Origin of the sequence: Rhizobium sp. BK312, from assembly GCF_014193605.1 — a bacterium.
In the GTDB taxonomy this organism is placed as follows: Bacteria; Pseudomonadota; Alphaproteobacteria; order Rhizobiales; family Rhizobiaceae; genus Rhizobium.
This window is the reverse complement of record NZ_JACHZP010000001.1, coordinates 288,324-310,527: the sequence shown is the minus strand read 5'-3', so window position 1 is coordinate 310,527 and position 22,204 is coordinate 288,324. Positions and strand designations below refer to the sequence as shown.

Sequence of the window (22,204 nt, the reverse complement as noted above, 5' to 3'; positions counted from 1 at the left end):
GGCTTGACGCGCTATCAGCCGACATTATACGTGCGGATGAAGCCCACCGTGCCGAAGCGCGTATCGAGCTGCTGCAGCCGGCTCTCGGGGCGGTGGGCCGGAAGCCTGCCGTTCCAGGCGATCTGGATGGAATTCTGTCTGTTGAAGATGAAAAGCATTGGGGTATCCTCCGACCCGGACCGGCCGGTTTCGTTGTTTGTTTTCACGATGCAGATAGTCCTCTTCCGCGCAACTCACAATGGATGAAATCGTCATCCAATGTCGCAAACAGAGCATGTCGGACGATGATGCATTTTTGTATCGTGTCGGTGGGCTCCGAGGGGCGGAGATCGCGGCAAAATCAAGGCAGAATCCGGCGTTTTCAGTGGCTGTAGCATATCAAGGTGGTGAGGAATGACGAGAGCGATAATGCTGCAGGGAACCGGATCCGATGTCGGAAAAACGGTATTGGTCGCGGGCTTGTGCCGGCTGTTCGCAAACCGGGGCGTGAGAGTGCGCCCGTTCAAGCCACAGAACATGTCGAACAATGCCGCCGTTGCCGAAGATGGCGGCGAAATCGGACGCGCCCAATGGCTGCAGTCGCTGGCGTCACGCGTTCCCTCATCGGTACATATGAATCCGGTGCTGTTGAAGCCGCAATCGGAAACCGGCAGCCAGATCATCGTGCAGGGCAAGGTTTGGGGGCAGGCCAAGGGCAGGGACTATCAGGCGCTCAAGCCGCAATTGCTCGGTGCGGTGCTTGAGAGCTTCGCCACGATGCGGGCGGGGACCGATCTCGTCATCGTCGAGGGGGCAGGCTCGCCCGCCGAGATCAATTTGCGGCGCGGCGACATCGCCAATATGGGCTTTGCGACACGCGCTAATGTCCCCGTCGTGCTGGTCGGCGACATAGACCGCGGCGGCGTGATCGCGTCGCTGGTCGGCACGTACCATATCTTGCCGGAGGAAGATCGGCGGATGATCCGCGGCTATCTGATCAACAAGTTCCGTGGCGATGTCTCCCTCTTCGCTGAGGGTATCGAGGCAATTGGTAGCTTTACGGGGTGGCACTGCCATGGTGTCGTCCCCTGGCTGAAGGCGGCGGCGCGCCTGCCGGCGGAGGATTCGGTCGTATTGGAGCGACTTGCTCGAGGTCCTTCCGGCGCGCTCAAAGTCGCCGTACCCGTGCTGTCGCGCATCGCCAATTTCGACGACCTCGATCCGCTGCGGGCCGAACCGGATGTCGATTTGGTGTTCGTCCGCGCTGGAGAGCGCTTGCCTGCCGATGCAGCGCTCGTGGTGCTGCCGGGTTCGAAGTCTACGATCGGTGATCTCCTTGATCTGCGCGAGCAGGGATGGGACCGCGATATAGCCGCGCATGTTCGCCGCGGCGGCCGCGTCATCGGCATTTGCGGCGGCTATCAGATGCTCGGCCACATGGTCCATGATCCACTTGGCATCGAAGGATCGGTGACCGAGACGCCCGGATTGGGCCTATTGGATATCGAGACGGAGATGGCGCCGGAAAAGACCCTGCGCAACAGCACTGCCGTCTCCAAAGAGTATGATGTGCCGTTATCGGGCTATGAAATCCATCTCGGCGTGACGCGGGGCCGGGACTGCGAGCGGCCATCGGCCATGATCGACGGGCGGCCTGATGGAGCCGTATCGCCGGATGGTCGCATCATGGGCACATATCTGCATGGCCTTTTCAGCAGTGACAGCTATAGGGCAAAGCTGCTGGCAAGCTTCGGCCTCTCCGGCGAGCGCATGAACTATCGCGCCAACGTCGACGCGGCTCTGGACGAAGTTGCGGCAGAGCTGGAAAGCGTACTCGATCCCGCCTGGCTCGACGGTCTGGTCGCCTAGAGTTCCCCGGAGACTTCCCGGCGGCGGCGGTCGAGTTCTTCGCTGTAGCGACGCAGCGTATAGCTCTCCGTCAGCAGGCCGATGACCTTGCGTTCGATGAGGTCGTTGACGACGACGAGCGCTTCGCTCTTCGTCTGCTCGAACATGGCTGCTGCCTGCTTGGCGTTCATTTGCGGCTGCAAAAATTCATTGCGCAGCTGGATGAAATCGGAAAGACCGTGTTCCTCGTCATCCTTTTCGACGGGGCTCGCATAGACGTCGGGTACGAGAACCAATCCGGAATATTTTTCGTTCTTGTCGATCAGGATGACCCGCTGCGCCGAGCCGATCGGGAAATTCCTGCGAAATTCCTCGATGCTCATGTCGATGCTGGCCGTATGCACATCGGGGCGCATCATGCGGGCGACGGTCAGGTTGCGGATCCAGCCGACATCGTGAGCGCTGCGGATGCTCTCGCCGCGCAAATGGAAGCGCCATGTGGCGAAGGAGTAGCCGAAGGTCGTGCGCACCACCAGCGAGGAGGTGATGACCGCCGCTAGAACCAGGGCGGTGATCGGAAAATCTCCGGTGATTTCGAGCGCCAGGAAGGTCATGGTAAGCGGCCCGCCAATGATCGCGACGGCAAGCGAGCTCATGCCGACGACTGCGTAGACGGCCGGCGTCAGTGTGGCGTGATCGAAATAGGGTGCGCAATAGGCGAAGATCTTGCCGAGCAGCGCGCCCATGAACAGCGACGCAAAGAAGAGACCGCCTCTGAAGCCGGAGCCGATCGAGACCGCTGATGCCAGGGACTTCAGGATGAAGACGCCGACAAGTGCGCTCAGCGTCACATCGGTCGAAAGATTGAGATGCAGGGCGCCATGGCCGGCAGATAGAACCTGCGGCGAGATCAACGCCAGTGTTCCCACCACCAAGCCGCCAAGTGCAGGGCGGAAAGGCGGCGCGATCGAGCTTTTGCGCGCCAGTTCCTCGACCCATGCGACGCCCTGCATGATCAGGATGCCGATACCGGCGCAGAAGGCACCGAGCAGAATGGCCGGAAGATAATCCGCCGGAACGATCGCCCCGAAATGATCGATATCGATGGCGAAGTCGTCGCCGGCAAGCAGTCTTGCGATCATGGTCGAGATCAGCGCCGAAACGACGACAGGTGTCAGGGTCACGATCGAATAGCTGCCGATGATCAGCTCGAAGGCGTAGAAGGCGCCGGTGAGCGGCGCATTGAATGCTGCGGCGATGGCGCCGGCCGCGCCGCAGCCGACGAGCATGCGCAGATCCGCGCGGCGCATCTGCATCTTGTAGCCGAATTTGGAGGCAATGCCGGCGGCAATCTGTGTGTAACCTGCTTCAAGCCCGACAGACGCGCCGAATCCATTCGAGATCAGGTTCTGCACGGCAACGATGATACTGTCGGTGAGCGACATGCGACCGCCGTGCAGCGCATTGGCTTCGATCGGGTCGACCATCGGCTTTTTGCGCGTGCGGGACAATATGTAGAGCAGGATGCCGAGAATGATGCCGCCTGCGATCGGTGCGATGAACACTACCGATTTGTCCCGAATTGCCATCGCCGCCGAACTCAAGCGTTCGTAGTCGGTTATGCCATAGATGACGCTGTGAAGTTTGCGCGAGATATAGCTCATCGCCGTCACCGCACAGCCGGATACAATGCCTACCAGCGCCCCGGCGAAGACAAGTCCCAATTCGCCACGGCGCAGCAATGCCCTGAAGCGACCGAGATCGAATAGGGCCGAGAAGACGCCGAGGCGTCGCGGTTGGAATTTCTGCAGCATGGGAAACGGACGATACGTTTTACTCGAATGTGAGAGCTTACCCTCTATAAACTCCTAACATCAAAGAAATACGGCAAAAAAGCCGCTGGTTTCATGGGAATTTTCAGCCGATTTCGCAATCGGGACGGCGCAGGTCGCATCCATGCCCTTGATTGACTTGACGTAAGTGAAAGCCTAATCATTGCCGGCATAACGAATGGTTCCCGAGCGGCGATCTGCCGCATGGGATGAAAAGGGAATGTGGAGGGACGGACCCAATCCGGGCGTTCTCATCACAGCCGACCCCGCGACTGTAGAGCGGTCAGGGTCTTTCGTTCGGTTTGAAACCTATTCCATCGATGGTTCGCATGGGGCGAACGGGGCGGGACAGGCTCAAGTCGAAAAAGCCACTGGCGTGGCATCATGATCAACCGGGGCTGGACGCCTCCAATTCTACGAATCGTCCGCCTTTTCATGATGGACTGCCGGGAAGGCGAGAAAGATCCGCTTGTGCACGATTGGGGGCGACCGGTTTCGGTCCGCCCCCGTCGCGGCGCCTTATCCGCGAGCCAGGAGACCTGCCATGCGTGCCAGGCACAAAGCCTATTATGGAACGTCAGTTCCGCTGCCAGCACGGAGGTTGTCATGGCGCAAGACGAGTTTTCGGCGTGTCGGCGCCCGTTTTCCGGTTCCAGCGATGTGCTGCCGACCCTCGCTTCCGCGTGGGAGCGGGCATAGCGTATGTCGTCTTCGACTTCCCGAGCAGTCTTCGTCCTTGGGGGCGCGCGTTCCGGCAAATCCAGGTTTGCCGAATCCCTGGTTTCGGACACGGGTCTTGAACGTCACTATGTGGCGACAGGGCAGGCATGGGACGACGAGATGCGCGAGCGCATCGCGAAGCATCGTGCCGACCGCGGCGACCTTTGGCAAACGCATGAGGAGCCGATCGATCTTGTCGGGCAGCTTGCCGCCATTGACGCCGAGGGGCGGGCAGTGCTTGTCGACTGCCTGACGCTATGGGTCACCAATCTGATGATGGCCGAGCGTGACATGGCGGCGGAGTTTGCCGCCCTGACCGCATTTCTGCCGACTGCGCGATCAAGGCTTGTTCTCGTCTCCAACGAAGTGGGCTTGGGAATCGTGCCAGAAAATCGCATGGCGCGCGAATTTCGCGATCATGCCGGCCGTCTGCACCAAATGGTCGCAGCGGCAAGTGCCGAAGTCTATTTTATCGCAGCGGGCCTGCCGCTGAAAATGAAGGGTTGATGCATATGAACCAGGAAAAGATTCCCGCCACCGTCATCACCGGCTTCCTCGGAGCCGGCAAGACGACGATGATCCGCAACCTCCTGCAGAATGCCGGCGGTAAGAAGATCGCGCTGATCATCAACGAATTCGGCGATCTCGGCGTCGACGGCGACGTGCTGAAGGGCTGCGGCGCGGAGAACTGCACTGAGGATGATATCATCGAGCTGACCAACGGCTGCATCTGCTGCACCGTGGCCGACGACTTTATTCCAACCATGACGAAGCTTCTGGAGCGAGATGCGCGCCCCGACCACATCGTCATCGAAACGTCAGGCCTTGCTCTGCCGCAGCCGCTGGTCGCTGCCTTCAACTGGCCCGACATCCGCACCCACGTCACCGTCGACGGCGTCATCACCGTCGTCGATAGCGCCGCCGTCGCCGCCGGCCGTTTCGCCGACGACCACGACGCCGTCGAGGCTGCCCGCGTCGAGGATGATTCGCTCGACCACGAAAGCCCCATCGAGGAGCTTTTTGAGGACCAACTGACCTGCGCAGATCTGATCGTGCTCAACAAGACCGACCTGATCGATATCGACGGTCTCGGCCGTGTCCGCGCCGAAGTTGCCTCACGCACCAGCCGCAAGCCGACGATCATCGAAGCGAAGAACGGCGATGTGCCGGCCGCCATCCTGCTTGGCCTCGGAATCGGCACGGAAGACGATATCGTCAACCGCAAATCCCATCACGAGCTGGAGCATGAGGACGGCACGCCGCACGACCACGACGAATTCGACAGCTTCGTCGTCGAACTTGGCCCGATCGCCGATCCGGCAGCCTTCGTCGATGCGCTGAAGGGCGTGATTGCCGAGCATGACGTGCTGCGTCTCAAGGGCTTCGTCGATGTTCCCGGCAAACCCATGCGCCTGCAGGTGCAGGCCGTCGGCAGCCGCGTCGACACCTATTTCGATCGCGCCTGGACACCGGGCGAAGCCCGCGCGACCCGGCTCGTGGTGATCGGTCTGCACGAGATGGACGAGACGATCGTGCGCAAGGCGATTGAGGCGCTGGCCTAAGGGAAATCCATGCATCTCCTCCTGGCACAGAAGGGAACGATCAGCGACGGCGAAGAGGCGATCGACCTTGGGCAGTCGCCCGGCGATATCCTCTTTCTGTCGGCTGCCGATACCGAGCTTGCGGCGATTGCCGCGGCGCATGGTGAGGGCGACCGTTCCCTTCGGCTTGCAAGCCTGATGAGCCTCAAGCATCCGATGTCCGTCGATACCTATGTCGACAGGACAGCGCGGCATGCGAAGCTCATCATCGTGCGGGCGCTGGGAGGGGCGAGTTACTTCCATTATGCTCTGGAAGCGCTGCATGCCTGCGCGGCGCGCCAGGGCGCCTTGATTGCGGTGTTGCCGGGGGATTCGAAGCCGGATCCCGGGCTGACGCCATTCTCCAACGTTGCGCTCGATGATCTCAACGCGCTCTGGTCCTATCTGATCGAGGGTGGGGAGGCGAATTCCCGGGCGTTTCTCGCTTACGCCGAGGCGATGCTTTCGGGCACGGAAAAACCGATACCCGCCGTGCCCTTGATGAAGGCCGGCATTTGGTGGCCGGGCAGGGGCGTGATCGGCGTCGAGGAGTGGAGGGGGCTCGAAATCGAATGGAGAGCTTGGCCCTCACCCCAGCCCTCTCCCCGTATTGACGGGGAGAGGGGGCATATCGAGGCCACGGCTCCCCCTTCGCCCCGCTTGCGGGGAGAAGGTGCCCGGAGGGCGGATGAGGGGCAAGACTCTCCTTTGAAGCAGTCGTCGGACGCCGACATCGCTTTCGAACAGGTGGTGACCCCTGCAGGATTCGACCCCCCGACGGTTGCCGTTTCTTTCTACCGCGCGCTGGTTCAGAGCGGTGAAACCAGACCCGTCGAGGCCATGATAGAGGCCCTCATTGCCGAGGGCATGCGGCCGTTGCCGGTCTTTGCCTATAGCCTGAAGGACGCCGTGTCCGTCGGCATTCTCGAAAGCGTCTTTACCGAGCTGAAACCGGGCGTGGTCATCAACGCCACCGGCTTTGCCGTTTCGGCGCCGGGCGCGGATCGTCAGGCGACGGTACTGGAAACGGGCGACGCCGTGGTTCTGCAGGCCATCTTCTCGGCTTCATCGAAGGAGGCGTGGGAGGCATCCTCGCAGGGGCTTTCGGCGCGCGATCTCGGCATGAATGTCGCATTGCCCGAAGTGGATGGGCGCGTTCTCGCCCGAGCCGTGTCCTTCAAGGCGGCCGCCCGCTATGACGAGAGGGTCGAGGCCAATATCGTCGCCAGCGAACCGCTCGAGGATCGCATGCGCTATACGGCGCGGCTCGCGGCCAATTGGGCGCGGTTGCGCAACACGCCGCCCGGTGATCGCCGTGTTGCGCTTGTTATGGCGAACTATCCCAATCGCGATGGACGGCTCGGCAATGGAGTCGGGCTCGACACACCCGCCGGCACGATCGAGGTGCTGAAGGCGATGCAGATGGCGGGCTATAATGTTGCCGATCTGCCTGCCGACGGCGATGCGCTGATGCGGCACTTAGCGGAAGGCCCGACAAATTCGGGGCGTGATGGCCGCGTGGTTCGCGAGAGGCTTTCCTTTAGCGACTACAAGGATTTCTTCTCGTCGCTTCCCAAACAGATTCAGGATGAAATTACGGTGCGTTGGGGAAAGCCTGAGGCCGATCCTTACGCGCTCGATAACGGTTTTGCCTTGCCGTTCGCCCGCTTTGGAGACGTGCTTGTGGGCATCCAGCCGGCGCGCGGCTACAACATCGATCCGAAGGAGAGTTACCACTCTCCCGATCTCGTGCCGCCACACGGCTATCTCGCCTTCTATGCCTTCCTACGTCGCTCCTTCGATGCCCATGCCGTCATCCACATGGGCAAGCACGGCAATCTCGAATGGCTGCCGGGCAAGGCGCTGGCACTGTCGGAAAGCTGCTATCCGGAAGCGATCCTCGGACCGCTGCCGAACCTCTATCCTTTCATCGTCAACGATCCCGGCGAGGGCACACAGGCCAAGCGCCGCACGAGCGCAGTCATCATCGACCATCTGACGCCGCCGCTGACACGCGCCGAAAGCTACGGTCCGCTGAAGGATCTCGAGGCGCTGGTCGACGAATATTACGAGGCTTCGGGCGGCGACCCGCGTCGCATCCGACTGCTGCGCAAGCAGATCCTCGATCTCGTCGCCGATATCGGACTGGATCACGATGCCGGCATCGCCAAAAGCGAGGGCGAAGACGAGGCCTTGCGCAAGCTTGATGCCTACCTCTGCGACCTCAAGGAGATGCAGATCCGCGATGGTCTGCACATCTTCGGCGTTTCGCCTTCCGGGCGGCTGTTAACGGATCTGACGGTGGCGCTCGCGAGAGTGCCGCGCGGACTGGGCGAGGGGGGCGATCAGAGCTTGCAGCGGGCGATTGCAAGAGATGCTTTTGTGATCGGGGATGTGCTTGAAAGCATCCCCGCGCAGAAATCATTCGACCCGCTTGACTGCGACATGGCCGCTGATTGGACCGGCCCGCGCCCATCAATTCTCCAAGATATGTCCGATACCCCCTGGCGCACCCAGGGCGACACCGTCGAGCGTATCGAACTGCTGGCCGCAAAACTCGTGAATGGCGACATAGCCTGCCCCGAGAACTGGCCAAACACCAGCATGGTCCTGGACGAGATCGCTTCAAAGCTCCAGCCTTCCATCCTCGCTTGCGGCGATGCTGAAATCGCAGCCTTGCTCAAGGGCCTGGACGGCCGCTTCGTTCCGCCCGGCCCCTCCGGTGCGCCCACCCGTGGCCGGCCGGATGTTTTGCCCACGGGGCGGAATTTCTATTCGGTCGACAGCCGTGCCGTGCCGACGCCGGCGGCCTACGAGCTCGGCAGCAAATCGGCTGAACTGCTCATCCGCCGTTACGTTCAGGACCATGGCGAATGGCCTGTTTCCTTCGGCCTGACGGCCTGGGGCACATCGAACATGCGCACGGGTGGCGACGATATCGCGCAGGCGCTGGCGCTGATCGGCGTCAAGCCCGTCTGGGACATGACCTCGCGCCGCGTCACCGGCTACGAGATCATTCCGCCGGCCATGCTCCGGCGGCCACGTGTCGATGTCACGTTACGCATCTCCGGCTTCTTCCGTGATGCGTTTCCCGAACAGATCGCCTTATTCGACAAGGCAATCCGTGCCGTCGGCATGCTCGATGAAGATGCGGCTGACAATCCCATTGCGGCACGCATGCGCGGCGAGATCGCGCGGCTCGAAGCTGCCGGCCTCGACGCTGCCTCTGCCAGCCGCAGGGCCGGCTATCGCGTCTTCGGTTCCAAACCTGGGGCTTATGGTGCAGGTCTGCAGGCACTCATCGATGAGAAGGGATGGGAACGGCGCGCGGATCTGGCCGAAGCCTATCTCGTCTGGGGCAGTTATGCCTATGGTGCCGGCGAGGAAGGAAGAGCCGAGCGCGGCGTTTTCGAGGAACGATTGCGCTCGATCCAGGCGGTCGTGCAGAACCAAGACAATCGCGAGCACGATTTGCTCGACAGCGACGATTATTATCAGTTCGAGGGCGGCATGGCGGCCGCGGCCGAGCAGCTTGGCGGTGCGCGTCCCTCGATCTATCACAACGACCATTCGAGGCCGGAAAAGCCTGTGATACGCTCGCTGGAAGAGGAGATCGGCCGTGTGGTGCGCGGTCGCGTCGTTAATCCCAAGTGGATCGAGGGCATCATGCGCCACGGCTATAAGGGCGCCTTCGAGATCGCAGCAACGGTCGATTATCTCTTTGCCTTTGCCGCGACGACGGGTGCTGTGCGCAATCATCATTTCGAGGCCGTCTATCAGGCCTTCGTCGTCGATCAAGGCGTGCGTGATTTCATGGCGGAGAAGAACCCGGCAGCACTTCGGGAGATGCGGGAGCGTCTGCTTGAGGCGATTGATCGCCAGCTCTGGACGCCGAGAAGCAATTCGGCGCGGTTCGATCTGGAAAGCCTTGATAAGGGCAGGGACGCTGCGGAATGAGTGTGATCGACGAGCTTCTGGTTGGTTTTCGAGATTACCTGCTGTCGCGCAGCGATCGGATGCTGCAGCATTTCACGGAAGGTTTTGACTGGCCGGCGCAACAGCGCTCGCTTGCGACGCACGACTTGCCCGTCGTCCAATATCTTCGAAAGCATGCTCAGTTGGGCGAGGGTGCAGAAGGCGTGCTGTTCGACAGGCTCTTTCAAGCCGCGAACGAACTGCATTGGGCCCAGACCTATAGCATTGCCGATTTCGGCAGCGATTTCCTGCAGCGATATGGCTGGGTCGAGCTGTTCGGCACGCGCGGCCATTTCGCGAGCGAGGAGATGGCCGGCGGCTTCCTGCTGCTTGGTCCCGGCGTGCATTATCCGGATCATCACCACGAGGCTGAGGAGATCTATATCCCGCTGACCGACGGCTCGCTGTGGAGCAAGGATGCCCAGCCATTCCTGCCGCGCGGGTCGGGCGAGATCATCCATCACCCCTCGAATATCCGCCACGCCATGCGCACGGAAGACCAGCCACTCGTCGCGCTCTATCTTTGGCGCGGTGGCCCGCTGGCACAGAAATCGATCATATCAGGGAGAATGCAATGAGCGACGAATTGGCCGAAACCGGCGCGGACGCCCCGAAGAGCGACGACGCCCGTCACGCCGACAAGATGGCCAAAAAGAAGGCCGCGCGCGACAAGATCATGGCGACCAAAAACGATGAGAAGGGTCTGATCATTGTCCATACCGGCAAGGGCAAGGGAAAGTCTTCCTCCGCTTTTGGCATGATCTTCCGCCACATCGCTCATGGGAAGCCCAGTGCGGTAGTGCAGTTCATCAAGGGCGCCATGTGGACCGGCGAGCGCGATCTGATCGAGAAGCATTTCTCCGATCTATGCCAGTTCCATACGATGGGTGAGGGCTTCACATGGGAGACTCAGGACCGAGCCCGAGACGTGGCAGCGGCCTCTGCTGCATGGGAAAAGGCCAAGGAGCTGATCCGCGACGAGCGTAATTCCATGGTGCTGCTTGATGAAATCAACATTGCGCTTCGTTACGACTATCTCGACATCAACGACGTGATCGAATTCCTCAAGAACGAGAAGCCCTACATGACGCATGTGGTCTTGACGGGCCGTAACGCCAAGGAAGAGCTGATCGAGATTGCCGACCTCGTCACCGAGATGGAATTGATCAAGCATCCGTTCCGCTCGGGCATCAAGGGACAGCCGGGCGTCGAGTTCTGATCACCTGGCGAGCGTTTAGCTGCCCGGCAGCATCGCCTTCAGCGCTTCCGCCGTCTGCGGGTTCGCGGGAAAGAAGGATTCGATGGCGAGTTCCGACAGCGTGACATCGACGGGCGTTCCGAAGACGGTCGTAGTGGACCGAAACGAGAGATGTCCCGCTTCGGTGACAAGCTCCAGAGGTACGGCGATGCCGGCGAAATCCCGTTCCGGAGCCGCCGACTTCGGCGCAAGCGGTGCGGGATAGGCCGACAATTCCTCAAGCAGTTTTTTCAAAACAGGATCGCCTGTCGCCGATATCTGCTGGCGTAGGCGTTCCAACAGATGTGCCCGCCATTCATGGAGATTGGCGATCCGAGGCGCCAAGCCGTGGGGGTGCAGGCTGAGCCGCAGGACGTTAATTGGTCCTTCGGTCAGCGAGGCGTCGGTCACTCCCGCGAGCAGCGGAGCGACGGCGGCATTGGCGGCGATGAGCGTCCAATGCCGGTCGACGGCCAGGGCCGGGAAGGGTTCGTGTCCTTCCAGCAGCATATCGATCGCGCGCCGTGCCGGAGCAAGTGCCGGATCATCCAGTTTGCGCACTGGAAAGATCGGGGCAAAGCCGGCCGCCAGAAGCATCGGGTTGCGTTCGCGCAACGGCACATCGAGCCGTTCGGCGAGATGCATCAGCATCTCACGGCTTGGAAGTGCCCGCCCGCTCTCGATGAAGCTCAGATGCCGTTGCGATATATCGGCTTCAAGGGCGAATTCGAGCTGGCTCAGGCGGCGGCGTTGCCGCCATTCGCGCAGATGGTCGCCGAGAGAGCGGGCCGGGTTCATCATGCGGCAGCCGGCAGCTGATCGATGAAGCCGTGAACGGACTTCAGGCGTTCACCTTCGAGGATGGCGAAATCCGTGCCCTTGACGAGAGGCTCGGCGTCAGCCGGACCGAAGCCCCAGGAGAAGCGGAGATTGTCGCCGTGGCGCTCGCCCTCGGTAATGAGCGTGAAACGGAAGCCGGGGAAGCGCTCATGGGCGGCCGTGACCAGCGCGTGGATCTGCTCGCGATTATCCGCGCGCATCATGGGATCGACGTAGCTGCAGTCTTCCGTCCAGGCGTCGGCAATGAGCGCACGGCGACGTTCGGTGTCGGCCTCGTTCCAGATGGCGATATAGCGGTCAGCAATGATGTTTGCGTCGGTCATCGGTCAACTCCTTTGGATCGCCTGAACCGTTCAGGCAGGGCGATCATCGGCGCGGACCGAAGTACTATCAATTACGTCGGAGGTAATCAAAGGCCCGTTCTAGAGGCCGAGCCAGATCCTGACGGGATGGGTGGGGTCTGCCAACAGCTTGATCGCGAAGGCGATGCAGACGATGACGAGCAGCGGTTTGATCAGCTTGGCGCCGATGCGCATGGCAAGTCGCGAACCGAGCTGCGCGCCCAGGAATTGGCCAAGCCCCATCGTCAGCCCGACTTTCCAAAGGATGGCGCCGGAGAAGATGAAGACGATCAGGCCGCCGAGATTCGATCCGAAATTGAGCAGCTTCGTATGCGCCGTCGCCTTCAAGAGGCCGAAGCCGGCGAGCGTCACGAAGGCGAGCATCAGGAACGAGCCGGTTCCGGGGCCGAACGCGCCGTCATAGAAGCCGATCAATGGCACCAGCGTCACACCGAAAAGCCCGGCGCTCATGCGCCGATGCTTCTCGACATCGCCGAGATTGGGTTTCAGGGCGAAATAGAGCGCGATTGCGATCAGCAGGAAGGGCAGGATGATGCGCAGCACCTGGCTTGGCATGATGGTCGCCAGCATCGCACCAAGCATGCCTCCGATCACAGCCATCGCCGCCATCGGAAGCTGCTCGCGAAGCTTGACATGTCCTTGTCGGGCATAGGCGATGGTTGCCGAAGCTGCACCGCAGATCGACTGCACCTTGTTCGTGCCGAGGGTCTGTAGCGGCGGAATGCCTGCCAGCAGCATGGCAGGGACGGTAATCAGCCCACCGCCGCCGGCGATCGAATCGACGAAACCGGCGAAGAACGCAGCGGCAAAGAGCAAAAGCAGGAGTTGAAATGTAATATCTGGCAAGATGGGAACTCGGAGGCGGGAAATCAGCGGCCTTCTGGCACTTCGCCCGCCGCAAGGCAATTGCTATCGGGACACACCAGGCAAAATTGACGTGTCGAAAGCTGCCCGCTACAGCTGCTATATCGGTCGATGTTGCTGGGAGCGAATATGACGATATATGCCAATTCCACCCGCCGCTATCTTCTGGGTCTTGGCTGCGAGCGCGGCACGGACTGGAATGAAGTGCGGATGCTTGCGGAAAGAGCATTCCAGGAGGTCGGTATCGGGAGTGACCAGGTTCTGGCCATTGTATCGATCGACACGCGCATGGATGAACCGGCCATCCTCGAGACCGCCACGCATTTTCGTCTCCCGGCACGCTTCTTCAAGGCGGCTGCACTGGAGCGGGAGACACCCAGACTAAAGAATCCCTCAGAGATTGTTTTCGCGCATGTCGGTTGTCACGGCGTCGCGGAAGCGGCGGCGCTGGCGGCCGCCGGCCCGGACTCCGAGCTCGTGCTTCCCAAGATCAAGTCCGGCTTTGCTACGGCGGCAATCGCCAGGATTGCCTGAGCAGCGAATTCGCAACGCAAGTCTCGCAAATGACCAGCGGAGGATCCCGACGGCATTTCACCGCCGCCTGTTCTCGTGTATGCCGATAGGTCAAGCACTGATCCTAAGCGAAGTAAATTTCCGAAAGATCAAGCTTATTCAGTATGTTGGTAAGGAAAAATCATGCATAAGGTCATTTATGATACCGATCCGGGCGTTGATGACGCCATGGCGCTTCTCTTTTTGCATCGTCACCCGGGTATCGACCTTCTCGGCGTGACGACGGTTTTCGGCAATGCCTCCGTGGACACGACGACGCGTAACGCGCTGTTCCTGAAGCGCGAGTGGAATATTCCGTGCCCGGTCGCGCGGGGTGCCAGCGTTACCTTCGATCCGTCGCGGCACGAGCGCCCCTGGCCGACGATGGTTCACGGCCATAACGGTCTCGGCGATATCGACGTGCCCGAGACGATCGACCTGCCGACCGATCCGCGACCGGCCTATCAGTTCATCATCGACACGGTTCGCGCCCATCCCGGCGAGGTGACCCTGGTCGCCGTTGGCCGCATGACCAATCTGGCGTTGGCGCTGAAGCACGATCCGGAAATCGCCAAGCTCGTGAAGGATGTCGTCATCATGGGCGGCAATTTCTACGTACCGGGCAATGTTTCTCCGGTCGCGGAAGCCAATATTCACGGCGATCCGGAAGCCGCCGACTTCGTCATGACGGCAGCCTGGAAGGTGGTCGTGGTCGGTCTCGACGTGACGTCGGTGACGACCATGGACCGCAGCTATCTCGCCGATATGGCGAAAGCGGGCGGTCCCTCGGTGCAGCTCCTGGCCGACCTGTCACAGTCCTATATCGATTTCTACAAGCATGCGGTCGAAGACGGCATGATGGTCCACGACAGCTGCGCCTGCGTCTATGTCGTGGCGCCCGAGCTGTTCGACACGATCGAGGGATCGATCCGCGTCGTCTGCGGCGGCATTGCCGATGGTCAGACGGTTATCAAGCCGGCCGGCCGCCACTTTCCGCCGGGCGACTGGGACAATCTGCCGAGCCAGATCGCTTGCATCGGCATCCACTCGCAGCTGGTTCTCGATCTGATCCGCGATGTGATTTTGGGCAAGGTGAAGCACTAAGTTCGGTGAAGGGGGCGACAGTGCCCCCTTCACAATTCGCTGAAGACCATTTTCCAGCTCTATCAGAGCCTATTTGAGTTTCCGGAAATATCGAGTCCGGAACGTCATGCGATCGACAAACCCGTTTTTCGTTTCCTGTCGTGGTTGGAAAAGCCCATAGCGTGCTGCCGCTCATGCCGATCGGGTATGTGACGTAATGTTTGCAGTGGGAGCGATGTCGAATCGAGATCGCCTTATCCCGTTCTCAACATTGCAATTTCGCCCGTCCGGGCATAGGACACATGGGATGAACGATACCGCTTTTTCCACTCTGCCGGCCCTGGAGCCGGGGTCGGTCTGGCTCGTCGGCGCCGGGCCGGGCGATCCGGGGCTTTTGACCCTGCTGGCCGCCAAGGGGTTGGCCGAGGCAGATGTCATCGTGCATGATGCGCTCGTCAACGAAGATTGCCTGAAGCTCGCCTGCCCGGGCGCTATGCTGGAATATGCCGGCAAGCGCGGCGGCAAGCCATCGGCCAAGCAGCGGGACATTTCCCTGCGGCTGGTGGAACTGGCGCGGACCGGCAAGCGCGTTCTGCGCCTCAAGGGCGGTGACCCTTTCGTCTTCGGGCGTGGTGGTGAGGAGGCGCTGATGCTCGTTCAGCACGGCATTCCCTTCCGCATCGTGCCCGGCATTACGGCCGGGATCGGCGGCTTGGCCTATGCCGGCATTCCGGTTACCCATCGCGACGTCAATCACGCCGTCACCTTCCTGACCGGCCATGATTCGTCCGGCGTCGTACCGGACGCCATCGATTGGGAGGCGATCGGCAAGGGATCGCCCGTCATCGTCATGTATATGGCGATGAAGCACATCGCGCAGATCAGTGCAAATCTCATTGCTGCCGGTCGGTCGGCGGACGAACCTGTTGCCTTCGTCTGCAATGCGGCGACGCCCTCCCAGCAGGTACTGGAGACAACGCTCGGGCGTGCGCCTGCAGATATCGAAGCGTCCGGTATCGAGCCGCCCGCCATCGTGGTCGTCGGCGAGGTGGTGAAGTTGCGTCCATCGCTGGATTGGCTGGGCGCGCTTTCCGGCCGCACGCTGGTGACACCGATCGAAAGGTCGGGCGAGGGCGGACACAAGGTGCCGGCATGAGCGGACTTCTGATCGCAGCACCCTCATCAGGCTCCGGCAAGACCACCTTCACGCTTGGTTTGCTGCGGGCATTGAGAAACAGGGGTGTTGCGATCGCACCTGGCAAGGCGGGGCCTGATTATATCGATCCTGCATTTCACGCAGCAGCGGTCGGATCGCCCTGCCTCAATTTCGATCCCTGGGCCATGCGCGCCGAGCTGATTTCAGCGAATGCCGCGCTTCACCGGGCCGGAGGACGGATGCTCGTGATCGAGGGGATGATGGGCCTGTTCGACGGTGCTGCTGACGGCACGGGCGCGCCGGCCGATCTCGCCGCCTTGCTCGGCCTTTCCGTCGTGCTCGTCATCGATTGCTCTCGCATGTCGCAGTCGGTTGCGGCCGTCGTCAGCGGTTTTGCCAATTTTCGCGCCGATATCCGCGTTGCCGGTGTCGTGCTCAATCGCGTCGCCAGCGACAGGCATGAGAGAATGCTGCGTCAGGCGCTGAGTGCGGTGCGCATGCCCGTCGTTGCCGTTATTCGCAGTGATACAAGCCTGGCATTGCCGGAGCGGCATCTTGGTCTGGTGCAGGCTGGAGAGCATGCGGCGCTCGAGCAGTTTATCGAGGCGGCTGCAGAGGTCGTCGCGAAGGCCTGCGATTTCGATCTGCTCTTGCGGGCGGCACAGCAGCATCTCATTCGCACCTCCGCAGCCAATATCGCGCGGCTCATGCCGTTCGGCCAGCGCATTGCGGTGGCAAGGGATATCGCATTCGCCTTCTGCTATGAGCATATGCTGCTCGGCTGGAGGCGGCGCGGTGCGGAAATATCCTTCTTTTCTCCGCTCGCGGATGAAGCTCCTTCGGCCGATGCGGATGCGATCTATCTGCCGGGCGGCTATCCGGAATTGCACGCTGGAAAGCTCGCCGCCGCCCAGCATTTCCGGGATGGCGTGAAGGCGGCGGCCTCGCGTGGGGTGCGCATCTATGGCGAATGCGGCGGGTACATGGTGCTCGGCGAGGGTCTTGTGGATGCGGCGGGCGTGCACCACGAAATGCTGGGCCTCTTGCCCGTCGTTACCAGTTACGAGAAACGACAGCGGCATCTCGGCTATCGACGCGTGGTGCCGCTTGCCAACTCCTTCTTCGAAAAGCCGATGACGGCGCATGAGTTTCATTATTCGACCATCGTATCGGAGGGCGAGGCGGACCGTCTGTTTGCCGTCAGGGATGCGCTCGATATCGATCTCGGTACAGCCGGTCTGCAACGCGGCAACATCGCCGGCTCCTACATGCATCTGATCGATCTAGCCGGTGAAGCCGCATGACCACCAGGATCGTCCATGGCGGCGGGATTACCGCGGCGGCGCGCCAATATGGCGGGCGTCCGGAAGAATGGCTGGATCTGTCGACCGGCATCAATCCGAATCCGATGACACTGCCGGAAATCCCCGTCGCGGCTTGGCACAGGTTGCCTGACCAGCATTTGCAGGAGCGGGCGCGGGAAGCGGCGAGGAGCTATTACCGCAGCGGCGATATTCTGCCGCTGCCGGTTCCAGGCACGCAGTCCGTCATTCAATTGCTTCCAAAGCTCGTGACGGGCGGCAGGGTTGCGATCTTCTCGCCGACCTATGGCGAATATGCGCGCGCTTTTACGCTCGCCGGCTTGCAGGTTCGCCAGGTTTCGACGATTGCCGAACTCACGGTCGACGACAGGCTGGTCGTTGCCGTCAATCCCAACAATCCTGATGGGCGGGTGCTGCCCATCGAGCAGTTGCGGGAACTGCATGCCAGGCAGCGCGAGCGGGGCGGCATTCTTCTGGTGGACGAGGCCTTCGGCGATATGGAGCCGGTGGCGAGCGTGGCGCCTTTTGTCGCCTCGATGCCAAATCTCATCATCTTCCGTTCGTTCGGAAAGTTTTTCGGCCTAGCCGGACTTCGGCTCGGCTTCGTGATTGCCGAAGCTTCGATTATGACAAGATTCGAGGATTGGCTCGGGCCATGGGCGGTTTCGGGGCCGGCCCTTTCGATTGCCGCCTCCCTGATGGAAAGCGATACAAGCGCCATCCGAAACCGCATTCTCCAGCGGCGTTCGGCGCTGGAAGCGGTTCTGCGACGTTCGAAGCTACATGTAGCGGGAGGCACTCCTCTCTTTGCATTGGTTGCAGACGACCGCGCCGAAGGCATATATACGCATCTCTGCCGTCATCATATTCTCGTCCGCAAGTTCGACTACGCCCGCAATTGGCTGCGCTTCGGACTCGCTCCTGATGAGGCGGCAGATGAAAGACTCGCCGGGGTATTAGAGGATTATTCGACATGACCGCCGACGAACATTTGCTCATTCTGGTCCTTGCCTTGCTGCTTGACCGCTTCGTCGGCGATCCCGACTGGCTTTGGCAGCGCTTTCCACATCCTGTCGTACTGTTCGGCAAGGCGATTTCGGCTTTCGATCAACGGTTCAATGCAAAGCATCTGCCGGGCGTTCTTCGCCGTCGTAATGGGCTGATGTCGATCGTCGCGCTGCTGATGGGCGCTGCCATCGCGGGCTGGGCTATTCATGGATTTCTCGCCTTTTTCGGCTGGCTCGGCATATTGGTAGAGGCGGGATTGGTGGCGGTTTTCATGGCGCAAAAGAGCCTTGCCGATCACGTCGGTGAGGTGTCGCGGGCATTGCGCTCCGATGGTTTGGAAGGCGGCCGTCTTGCCGTGTCGCGCATCGTCGGCCGCGATCCCGAGACACTGGACGAGCCTGGGATTTGCCGTGCGGCCATCGAAAGTCTCGCCGAGAACTTTTCCGACGGCGTTGTCGCGCCGGCCCTGTGGTACGGCGTTTTCGGTCTGCCGGGCCTGTTTTTCTACAAGATGCTCAACACCGCCGATTCGATGATCGGCCACAAGTCCGAGACCTATGTCGATTTCGGCCGCGCCGCTGCGCGGCTGGACGATATCGCCAACTGGCCGGCTGCACGGCTCTCCATTCTGCTGATTGCCGCCGGAGCCTTGGCCAAGCGGGGAATCTCCGCGCTTGGAAATGCGATCCGCATCGCCGTCCGCGACGGCGGGCTGCATCGCTCGCCCAACTCAGGCAGGCCAGAGGCGGCAATGGCCGGTGCCCTCGACATCCAGCTTGCCGGCCCGCGAATCTATGGCGGCGAGCTCGTGCGCGAGCCAATGATCAACGGTGCCGGCCGGGATACGGCGACCGTGAGTGACGTCGAAGCGGGTATTTCCATCTTTTATTCCGCGTGTTCGATGCTGACGCTTCTCGCTTTCCTTGGCTTCCTGCTGCTCTTGTGAGCGTCTCTAAATTACGCAATCGCTCACTATATGTATTAATTCGGTATAATTGGCATAGCGATAGACTCTCCCATCGTCTGAATTGCTTCGAGAGGAAGCAAACGGTCGGAGGGGCAAGATGAAGCGTATCGCGTTAGCAGTAACGGCATGTCTATGTATGCAATTCAGCAGCGTTTCGGCTCGTGCCGGAACTGTTGTCGCGGTGGTCGATCTTCGATCGCAAACAATGACCGTTTCCGAGGATGGAGCTCTGAAGTATCGCTGGCGAGTGTCGACGGCCCGCAAAGGTTATGTGACGCCGATCGGTTCCTACACGGCCAAATGGCTGTCCAGGGATCATCGCTCGAAGAAATATGACGATGCCCCGATGCCCTACGCAGTATTTTTTAACGGCGGCTATGCCATTCACGGCACCTATGAGGTGCGGCGGCTCGGCCGGCCGGCATCGCATGGCTGCGTTCGGCTCGATACCCGCAATGCTGCCACCTTCTTTGCCATGGCGGCTGACGCGGGGCTTCACAATACACGCATCGTGATCAGCGAATGATCTCTGGCGAATAGACTCGCTTTGCCGTTGCGGTTCGGCCGCAATGCTGCCATATCCCGCGTCCACGTCGCACGCGATTTCACAGGTATGACGCGACGGTCATTTTGCTGTTTGCGCAACAGTGGCTTGCCAAATTGCCGGGGTTTCTGGTGGAAACCATTGGCTTTTGGAATGGATTTCCCTATGAGGGGGATTGAATTATTATTTCAAGAGGTATGGGCAGTGACTGCTACATTTGACAAAGTTGCCGACATTATCGCTGAAACCAGCGAAATCGACCGTGACACCATCACCCCGGATAGCCACACGATCGACGACCTCGGCATCGACAGCCTGGACTTCCTGGATATCGTTTTTGCGATCGACAAGGAATTCGGCATCAAGATCCCGCTCGAGAAGTGGACGCAGGAAGTCAACGAAGGCAAGGTCTCGACCGAAGAGTACTTCGTGCTGAAGAATCTCTGCGCCAAGATCGATGAGCTGCGCGCCGCCAAGGGCTGAGCGACATCCTTGCATTTTTTTGACGCCCAGCCGCCCATGAATATGGCGGCCGGGCGGTTTTATTCTTAAATAGCGTATCCCGCCCGGCACGTTCCTTGTTGCCGAGTTGGATCGGAGGCGTTGATGCTGCTGGAATATTTCCAGATGATCGACAGGGTCGAATCTGTCGATCTGTCCAAGGGCCGGTTGAAGGCTCATTCCGTCGTTCCGGCCAAAAGCCCTGTTTTCGAAGGCCATTTCCCGGGCATGCCGCTGGTTCCCGGCGTTCTCCTTATCGAAACGATGGCGCAGGCTTCGGGCATGCTCGTGCTTGCGGCGACAAAATTTGCCTATATGCCATTCCTGATGTCGGTCGATGGCGCCAAGATGCGGACCTTCGTGGAGCCCGAAGCCGAACTCGATATCGAAGCCGATCTGGAGCACGAGGGCTCGGGCTTTGCTGTCACCAAGGCGCGCATTACCATCGGTGGAAAGAAGGTCTGCGATGCGCAGTTGAAGCTGCGGACCATGCCGTTTAATGAGGTGCCGCTCGGCGATATCGTGCGCAAGCGGGCAGGCGAGGTCGGACTTCTCGACGCCATCGCCGCCAACGGTTGATGCTGCCGGCTTGTTCGGCGCCGCATTCGAAGAGGATTGATGAATGAGCAAGGCTCAGAATGACGTGGTCATAACGGGTATCGGCATCGTTACCTGCCAGGGCGTTGGCAAGGACGCGCATGTTGCCCTGCTGAAGGCGGACAAAGCGCCGGCGACCATCGTCGAAACCGAGAAGTTCAAGCCCTATCCCGTGCATCCGCTGCCTGAGATCGATTGGTCGCAGCAGATTCCAAAGCGTGGCGATCAGCGGCAGATGGAAAACTGGCAGCGCATCGGCGTCTTCACCGCCGGTCTGGCGCTCGACGATGCCGGTTTCAAGGACGATCTGGAAGCCTGCGGCACCATGGACATGATCGTCGCGGCCGGGGGTGGCGAGCGCGATACCAATGTCGATACGCTGATCGTCAACGAAGGCTTGAAGCGCAACGACCGTGAATTGTTGCTGAATGAGAAGCTGACGACCGAATTGCGGCCGACGCTGTTCCTTGCGCAGCTTTCGAACCTGCTCGCCGGCAATATCTCGATCGTGCACAAGGTCACGGGGTCGTCGCGCACCTTCATGGGTGAAGAGGCCTCCGGTATCTCGGCCGTCGAGACCGCGTTCCACCGCATCAAGTCCGGTGAATCGAGCCATGCTCTCGTTGGCGGCGCATTTTCCGCCGAGCGCCTCGACATGATCCTGCTGATCGAATCCATCAATGCGCATGCTATCGGTGATTGGCATCCCGTCTGGTCGCGCAAGCCGGAAGATGGCGGTGGCATGATCATGGGCTCGCTGAGCGCCTTCCTCGTTCTTGAATCGCGTGCGCACGCCGAAGCTCGCGGCGCGCATATCTATGCGACGATCGATGCGGTCGAGGGCGATCGCGGCCGGCGTGACGAAGGCAAGCTCGAAGCACGGCTGGAGCGCATGCTCGCACCCGCGAAGCAGGCGCCCGGCGATGCGACGGTCGTCTTCTCCGGTACGACAGCAATTCCCGATCTCGCCAAGCGCGAAAAAGCCGTGATCGAAGCACAGCTTCCGGAGGCGGCCATCCGTGGCTATTCCGGCGTTTCCGGGCATGGGCTGGAAGGCCAGTTTCCGCTCGGGCTCGCCTTTGCGGCACTGGCCGTCGCCAATAAAGCCAAGGTGCCGCCCTTCGATGCCGCGAATGAAAAGCCGATGGCGACGGGCGCACGCAATGCCGTGGTAACAACCGTCGGTCATGCGCGCGGCGAAGGTATCGCCGTACTGTCAGCCGAAGCGTGAGGAACA

Annotated in this window: 21 protein-coding genes and 1 riboswitch; of the genes, 16 read left to right on the top strand and 5 right to left on the bottom strand. The window is 60.8% G+C overall.

The window, feature by feature from the left end:
- Window positions 1-14 precede the first annotated feature (14 nt).
- Entirely contained in the window at window positions 15-158 is a 144-nt protein-coding gene (locus FHT85_RS01505; protein WP_183773939.1) for a hypothetical protein, read from the bottom strand.
- A 235-nt stretch (window positions 159-393) separates the two neighbouring features.
- On the opposite strand from FHT85_RS01505, the gene FHT85_RS01500 reads away from it, so the two are divergent.
- The gene (locus tag FHT85_RS01500) at window positions 394-1,848 is read left to right on the top strand and encodes a cobyric acid synthase (protein WP_112411836.1); all 1,455 of its coding nucleotides are present in this window, start codon (window positions 394-396) and stop codon (window positions 1,846-1,848) included.
- On the opposite strand, the gene FHT85_RS01495 is transcribed toward FHT85_RS01500, so the two are convergent.
- The gene (locus FHT85_RS01495) at window positions 1,845-3,641 is read right to left on the bottom strand and encodes a chloride channel protein (protein WP_112411837.1); all 1,797 of its coding nucleotides are present in this window, start codon (window positions 3,639-3,641) and stop codon (window positions 1,845-1,847) included. The genes FHT85_RS01500 and FHT85_RS01495 overlap by 4 nt on opposite strands.
- A gap of 180 nt (window positions 3,642-3,821) precedes the next feature.
- Window positions 3,822-4,221, top strand: a riboswitch (cobalamin riboswitch).
- 140 nt (window positions 4,222-4,361) lie between these two features.
- Here FHT85_RS01495 and cobU point away from each other — a divergent pair.
- The 5 genes from cobU to cobO are packed head-to-tail and all read left to right on the top strand — an operon-like array spanning window position 4,362 to window position 11,153.
- Window positions 4,362-4,886, top strand: a complete 525-nt coding sequence (gene cobU, locus FHT85_RS01490; protein WP_112411838.1) for a bifunctional adenosylcobinamide kinase/adenosylcobinamide-phosphate guanylyltransferase — start codon at window positions 4,362-4,364, stop codon at window positions 4,884-4,886.
- 5 nt (window positions 4,887-4,891) lie between these two features.
- Window positions 4,892-5,941: a cobalamin biosynthesis protein CobW gene (cobW, locus tag FHT85_RS01485; protein WP_112411955.1), complete on the top strand. Its 1,050-nt coding sequence runs from the start codon at window positions 4,892-4,894 to the stop codon at window positions 5,939-5,941.
- A 9-nt stretch (window positions 5,942-5,950) separates the two neighbouring features.
- Complete coding sequence (gene cobN / locus FHT85_RS01480; protein ID WP_112411839.1) at window positions 5,951-9,916, top strand: cobaltochelatase subunit CobN; 3,966 nt, start codon at window positions 5,951-5,953, stop codon at window positions 9,914-9,916.
- Window positions 9,913-10,512, top strand: coding sequence for a dimethylsulfonioproprionate lyase family protein (locus tag FHT85_RS01475; protein WP_112411840.1), 600 nt, complete (start codon window positions 9,913-9,915; stop codon window positions 10,510-10,512). Before cobN ends, FHT85_RS01475 begins: the two co-directional genes overlap by 4 nt.
- Entirely contained in the window at window positions 10,509-11,153 is a 645-nt protein-coding gene (gene cobO / locus FHT85_RS01470; protein ID WP_112411841.1) for a cob(I)yrinic acid a,c-diamide adenosyltransferase, read from the top strand. The genes FHT85_RS01475 and cobO overlap by 4 nt, the downstream gene beginning before the upstream one ends.
- Before the next feature lie 15 nt (window positions 11,154-11,168).
- On the opposite strand, the gene FHT85_RS01465 is transcribed toward cobO, so the two are convergent.
- The 3 genes from FHT85_RS01465 to FHT85_RS01455 form a co-directional block, all read right to left on the bottom strand.
- Entirely contained in the window at window positions 11,169-11,972 is an 804-nt protein-coding gene (locus FHT85_RS01465) for a helix-turn-helix domain-containing protein (protein ID WP_183773935.1), read from the bottom strand.
- Window positions 11,969-12,334, bottom strand: coding sequence for a nuclear transport factor 2 family protein (locus tag FHT85_RS01460; protein ID WP_112334622.1), 366 nt, complete (start codon window positions 12,332-12,334; stop codon window positions 11,969-11,971). The genes FHT85_RS01465 and FHT85_RS01460 overlap by 4 nt, the downstream gene beginning before the upstream one ends.
- A gap of 99 nt (window positions 12,335-12,433) precedes the next feature.
- A complete protein-coding gene (locus tag FHT85_RS01455; protein ID WP_041677500.1) occupies window positions 12,434-13,219 on the bottom strand; it encodes a TSUP family transporter in 786 nt (261 codons plus the stop codon).
- 147 nt (window positions 13,220-13,366) lie between these two features.
- On the opposite strand from FHT85_RS01455, the gene FHT85_RS01450 reads away from it, so the two are divergent.
- From FHT85_RS01450 to FHT85_RS01405, 10 genes are all read left to right on the top strand, one after another.
- Window positions 13,367-13,771, top strand: coding sequence for a cobalamin biosynthesis protein (locus FHT85_RS01450; protein ID WP_112411843.1), 405 nt, complete (start codon window positions 13,367-13,369; stop codon window positions 13,769-13,771).
- Window positions 13,772-13,933: 162 nt separating this feature from the next.
- Window positions 13,934-14,893 (top strand): nucleoside hydrolase, encoded by a 960-nt coding sequence (locus tag FHT85_RS01445; protein ID WP_112334623.1) that lies wholly within the window; start codon window positions 13,934-13,936, stop codon window positions 14,891-14,893.
- A 286-nt stretch (window positions 14,894-15,179) separates the two neighbouring features.
- Window positions 15,180-16,028, top strand: a complete 849-nt coding sequence (gene cobA / locus FHT85_RS01440) for a uroporphyrinogen-III C-methyltransferase (protein WP_112334624.1) — start codon at window positions 15,180-15,182, stop codon at window positions 16,026-16,028.
- Window positions 16,025-17,332 (top strand): cobyrinate a,c-diamide synthase, encoded by a 1,308-nt coding sequence (locus FHT85_RS01435; RefSeq protein ID WP_112411844.1) that lies wholly within the window; start codon window positions 16,025-16,027, stop codon window positions 17,330-17,332. The genes cobA and FHT85_RS01435 overlap by 4 nt, the downstream gene beginning before the upstream one ends.
- Window positions 17,329-18,327, top strand: coding sequence for a threonine-phosphate decarboxylase CobD (gene cobD / locus FHT85_RS01430; protein WP_112411845.1), 999 nt, complete (start codon window positions 17,329-17,331; stop codon window positions 18,325-18,327). Before FHT85_RS01435 ends, cobD begins: the two co-directional genes overlap by 4 nt.
- Complete coding sequence (gene cbiB / locus FHT85_RS01425) at window positions 18,324-19,304, top strand: adenosylcobinamide-phosphate synthase CbiB (RefSeq protein ID WP_015340193.1); 981 nt, start codon at window positions 18,324-18,326, stop codon at window positions 19,302-19,304. Before cobD ends, cbiB begins: the two co-directional genes overlap by 4 nt.
- A gap of 118 nt (window positions 19,305-19,422) precedes the next feature.
- Window positions 19,423-19,851 (top strand): L,D-transpeptidase, encoded by a 429-nt coding sequence (locus tag FHT85_RS01420; protein ID WP_112334627.1) that lies wholly within the window; start codon window positions 19,423-19,425, stop codon window positions 19,849-19,851.
- 222 nt (window positions 19,852-20,073) lie between these two features.
- The gene (locus FHT85_RS01415) at window positions 20,074-20,352 is read left to right on the top strand and encodes an acyl carrier protein (RefSeq protein ID WP_041677496.1); all 279 of its coding nucleotides are present in this window, start codon (window positions 20,074-20,076) and stop codon (window positions 20,350-20,352) included.
- A gap of 123 nt (window positions 20,353-20,475) precedes the next feature.
- Complete coding sequence (locus tag FHT85_RS01410; protein WP_015340190.1) at window positions 20,476-20,949, top strand: 3-hydroxyacyl-ACP dehydratase FabZ family protein; 474 nt, start codon at window positions 20,476-20,478, stop codon at window positions 20,947-20,949.
- 43 nt (window positions 20,950-20,992) lie between these two features.
- Window positions 20,993-22,198, top strand: coding sequence for a beta-ketoacyl-ACP synthase (locus tag FHT85_RS01405; RefSeq protein WP_112334628.1), 1,206 nt, complete (start codon window positions 20,993-20,995; stop codon window positions 22,196-22,198).
- Window positions 22,199-22,204: the final 6 nt, after the last annotated feature.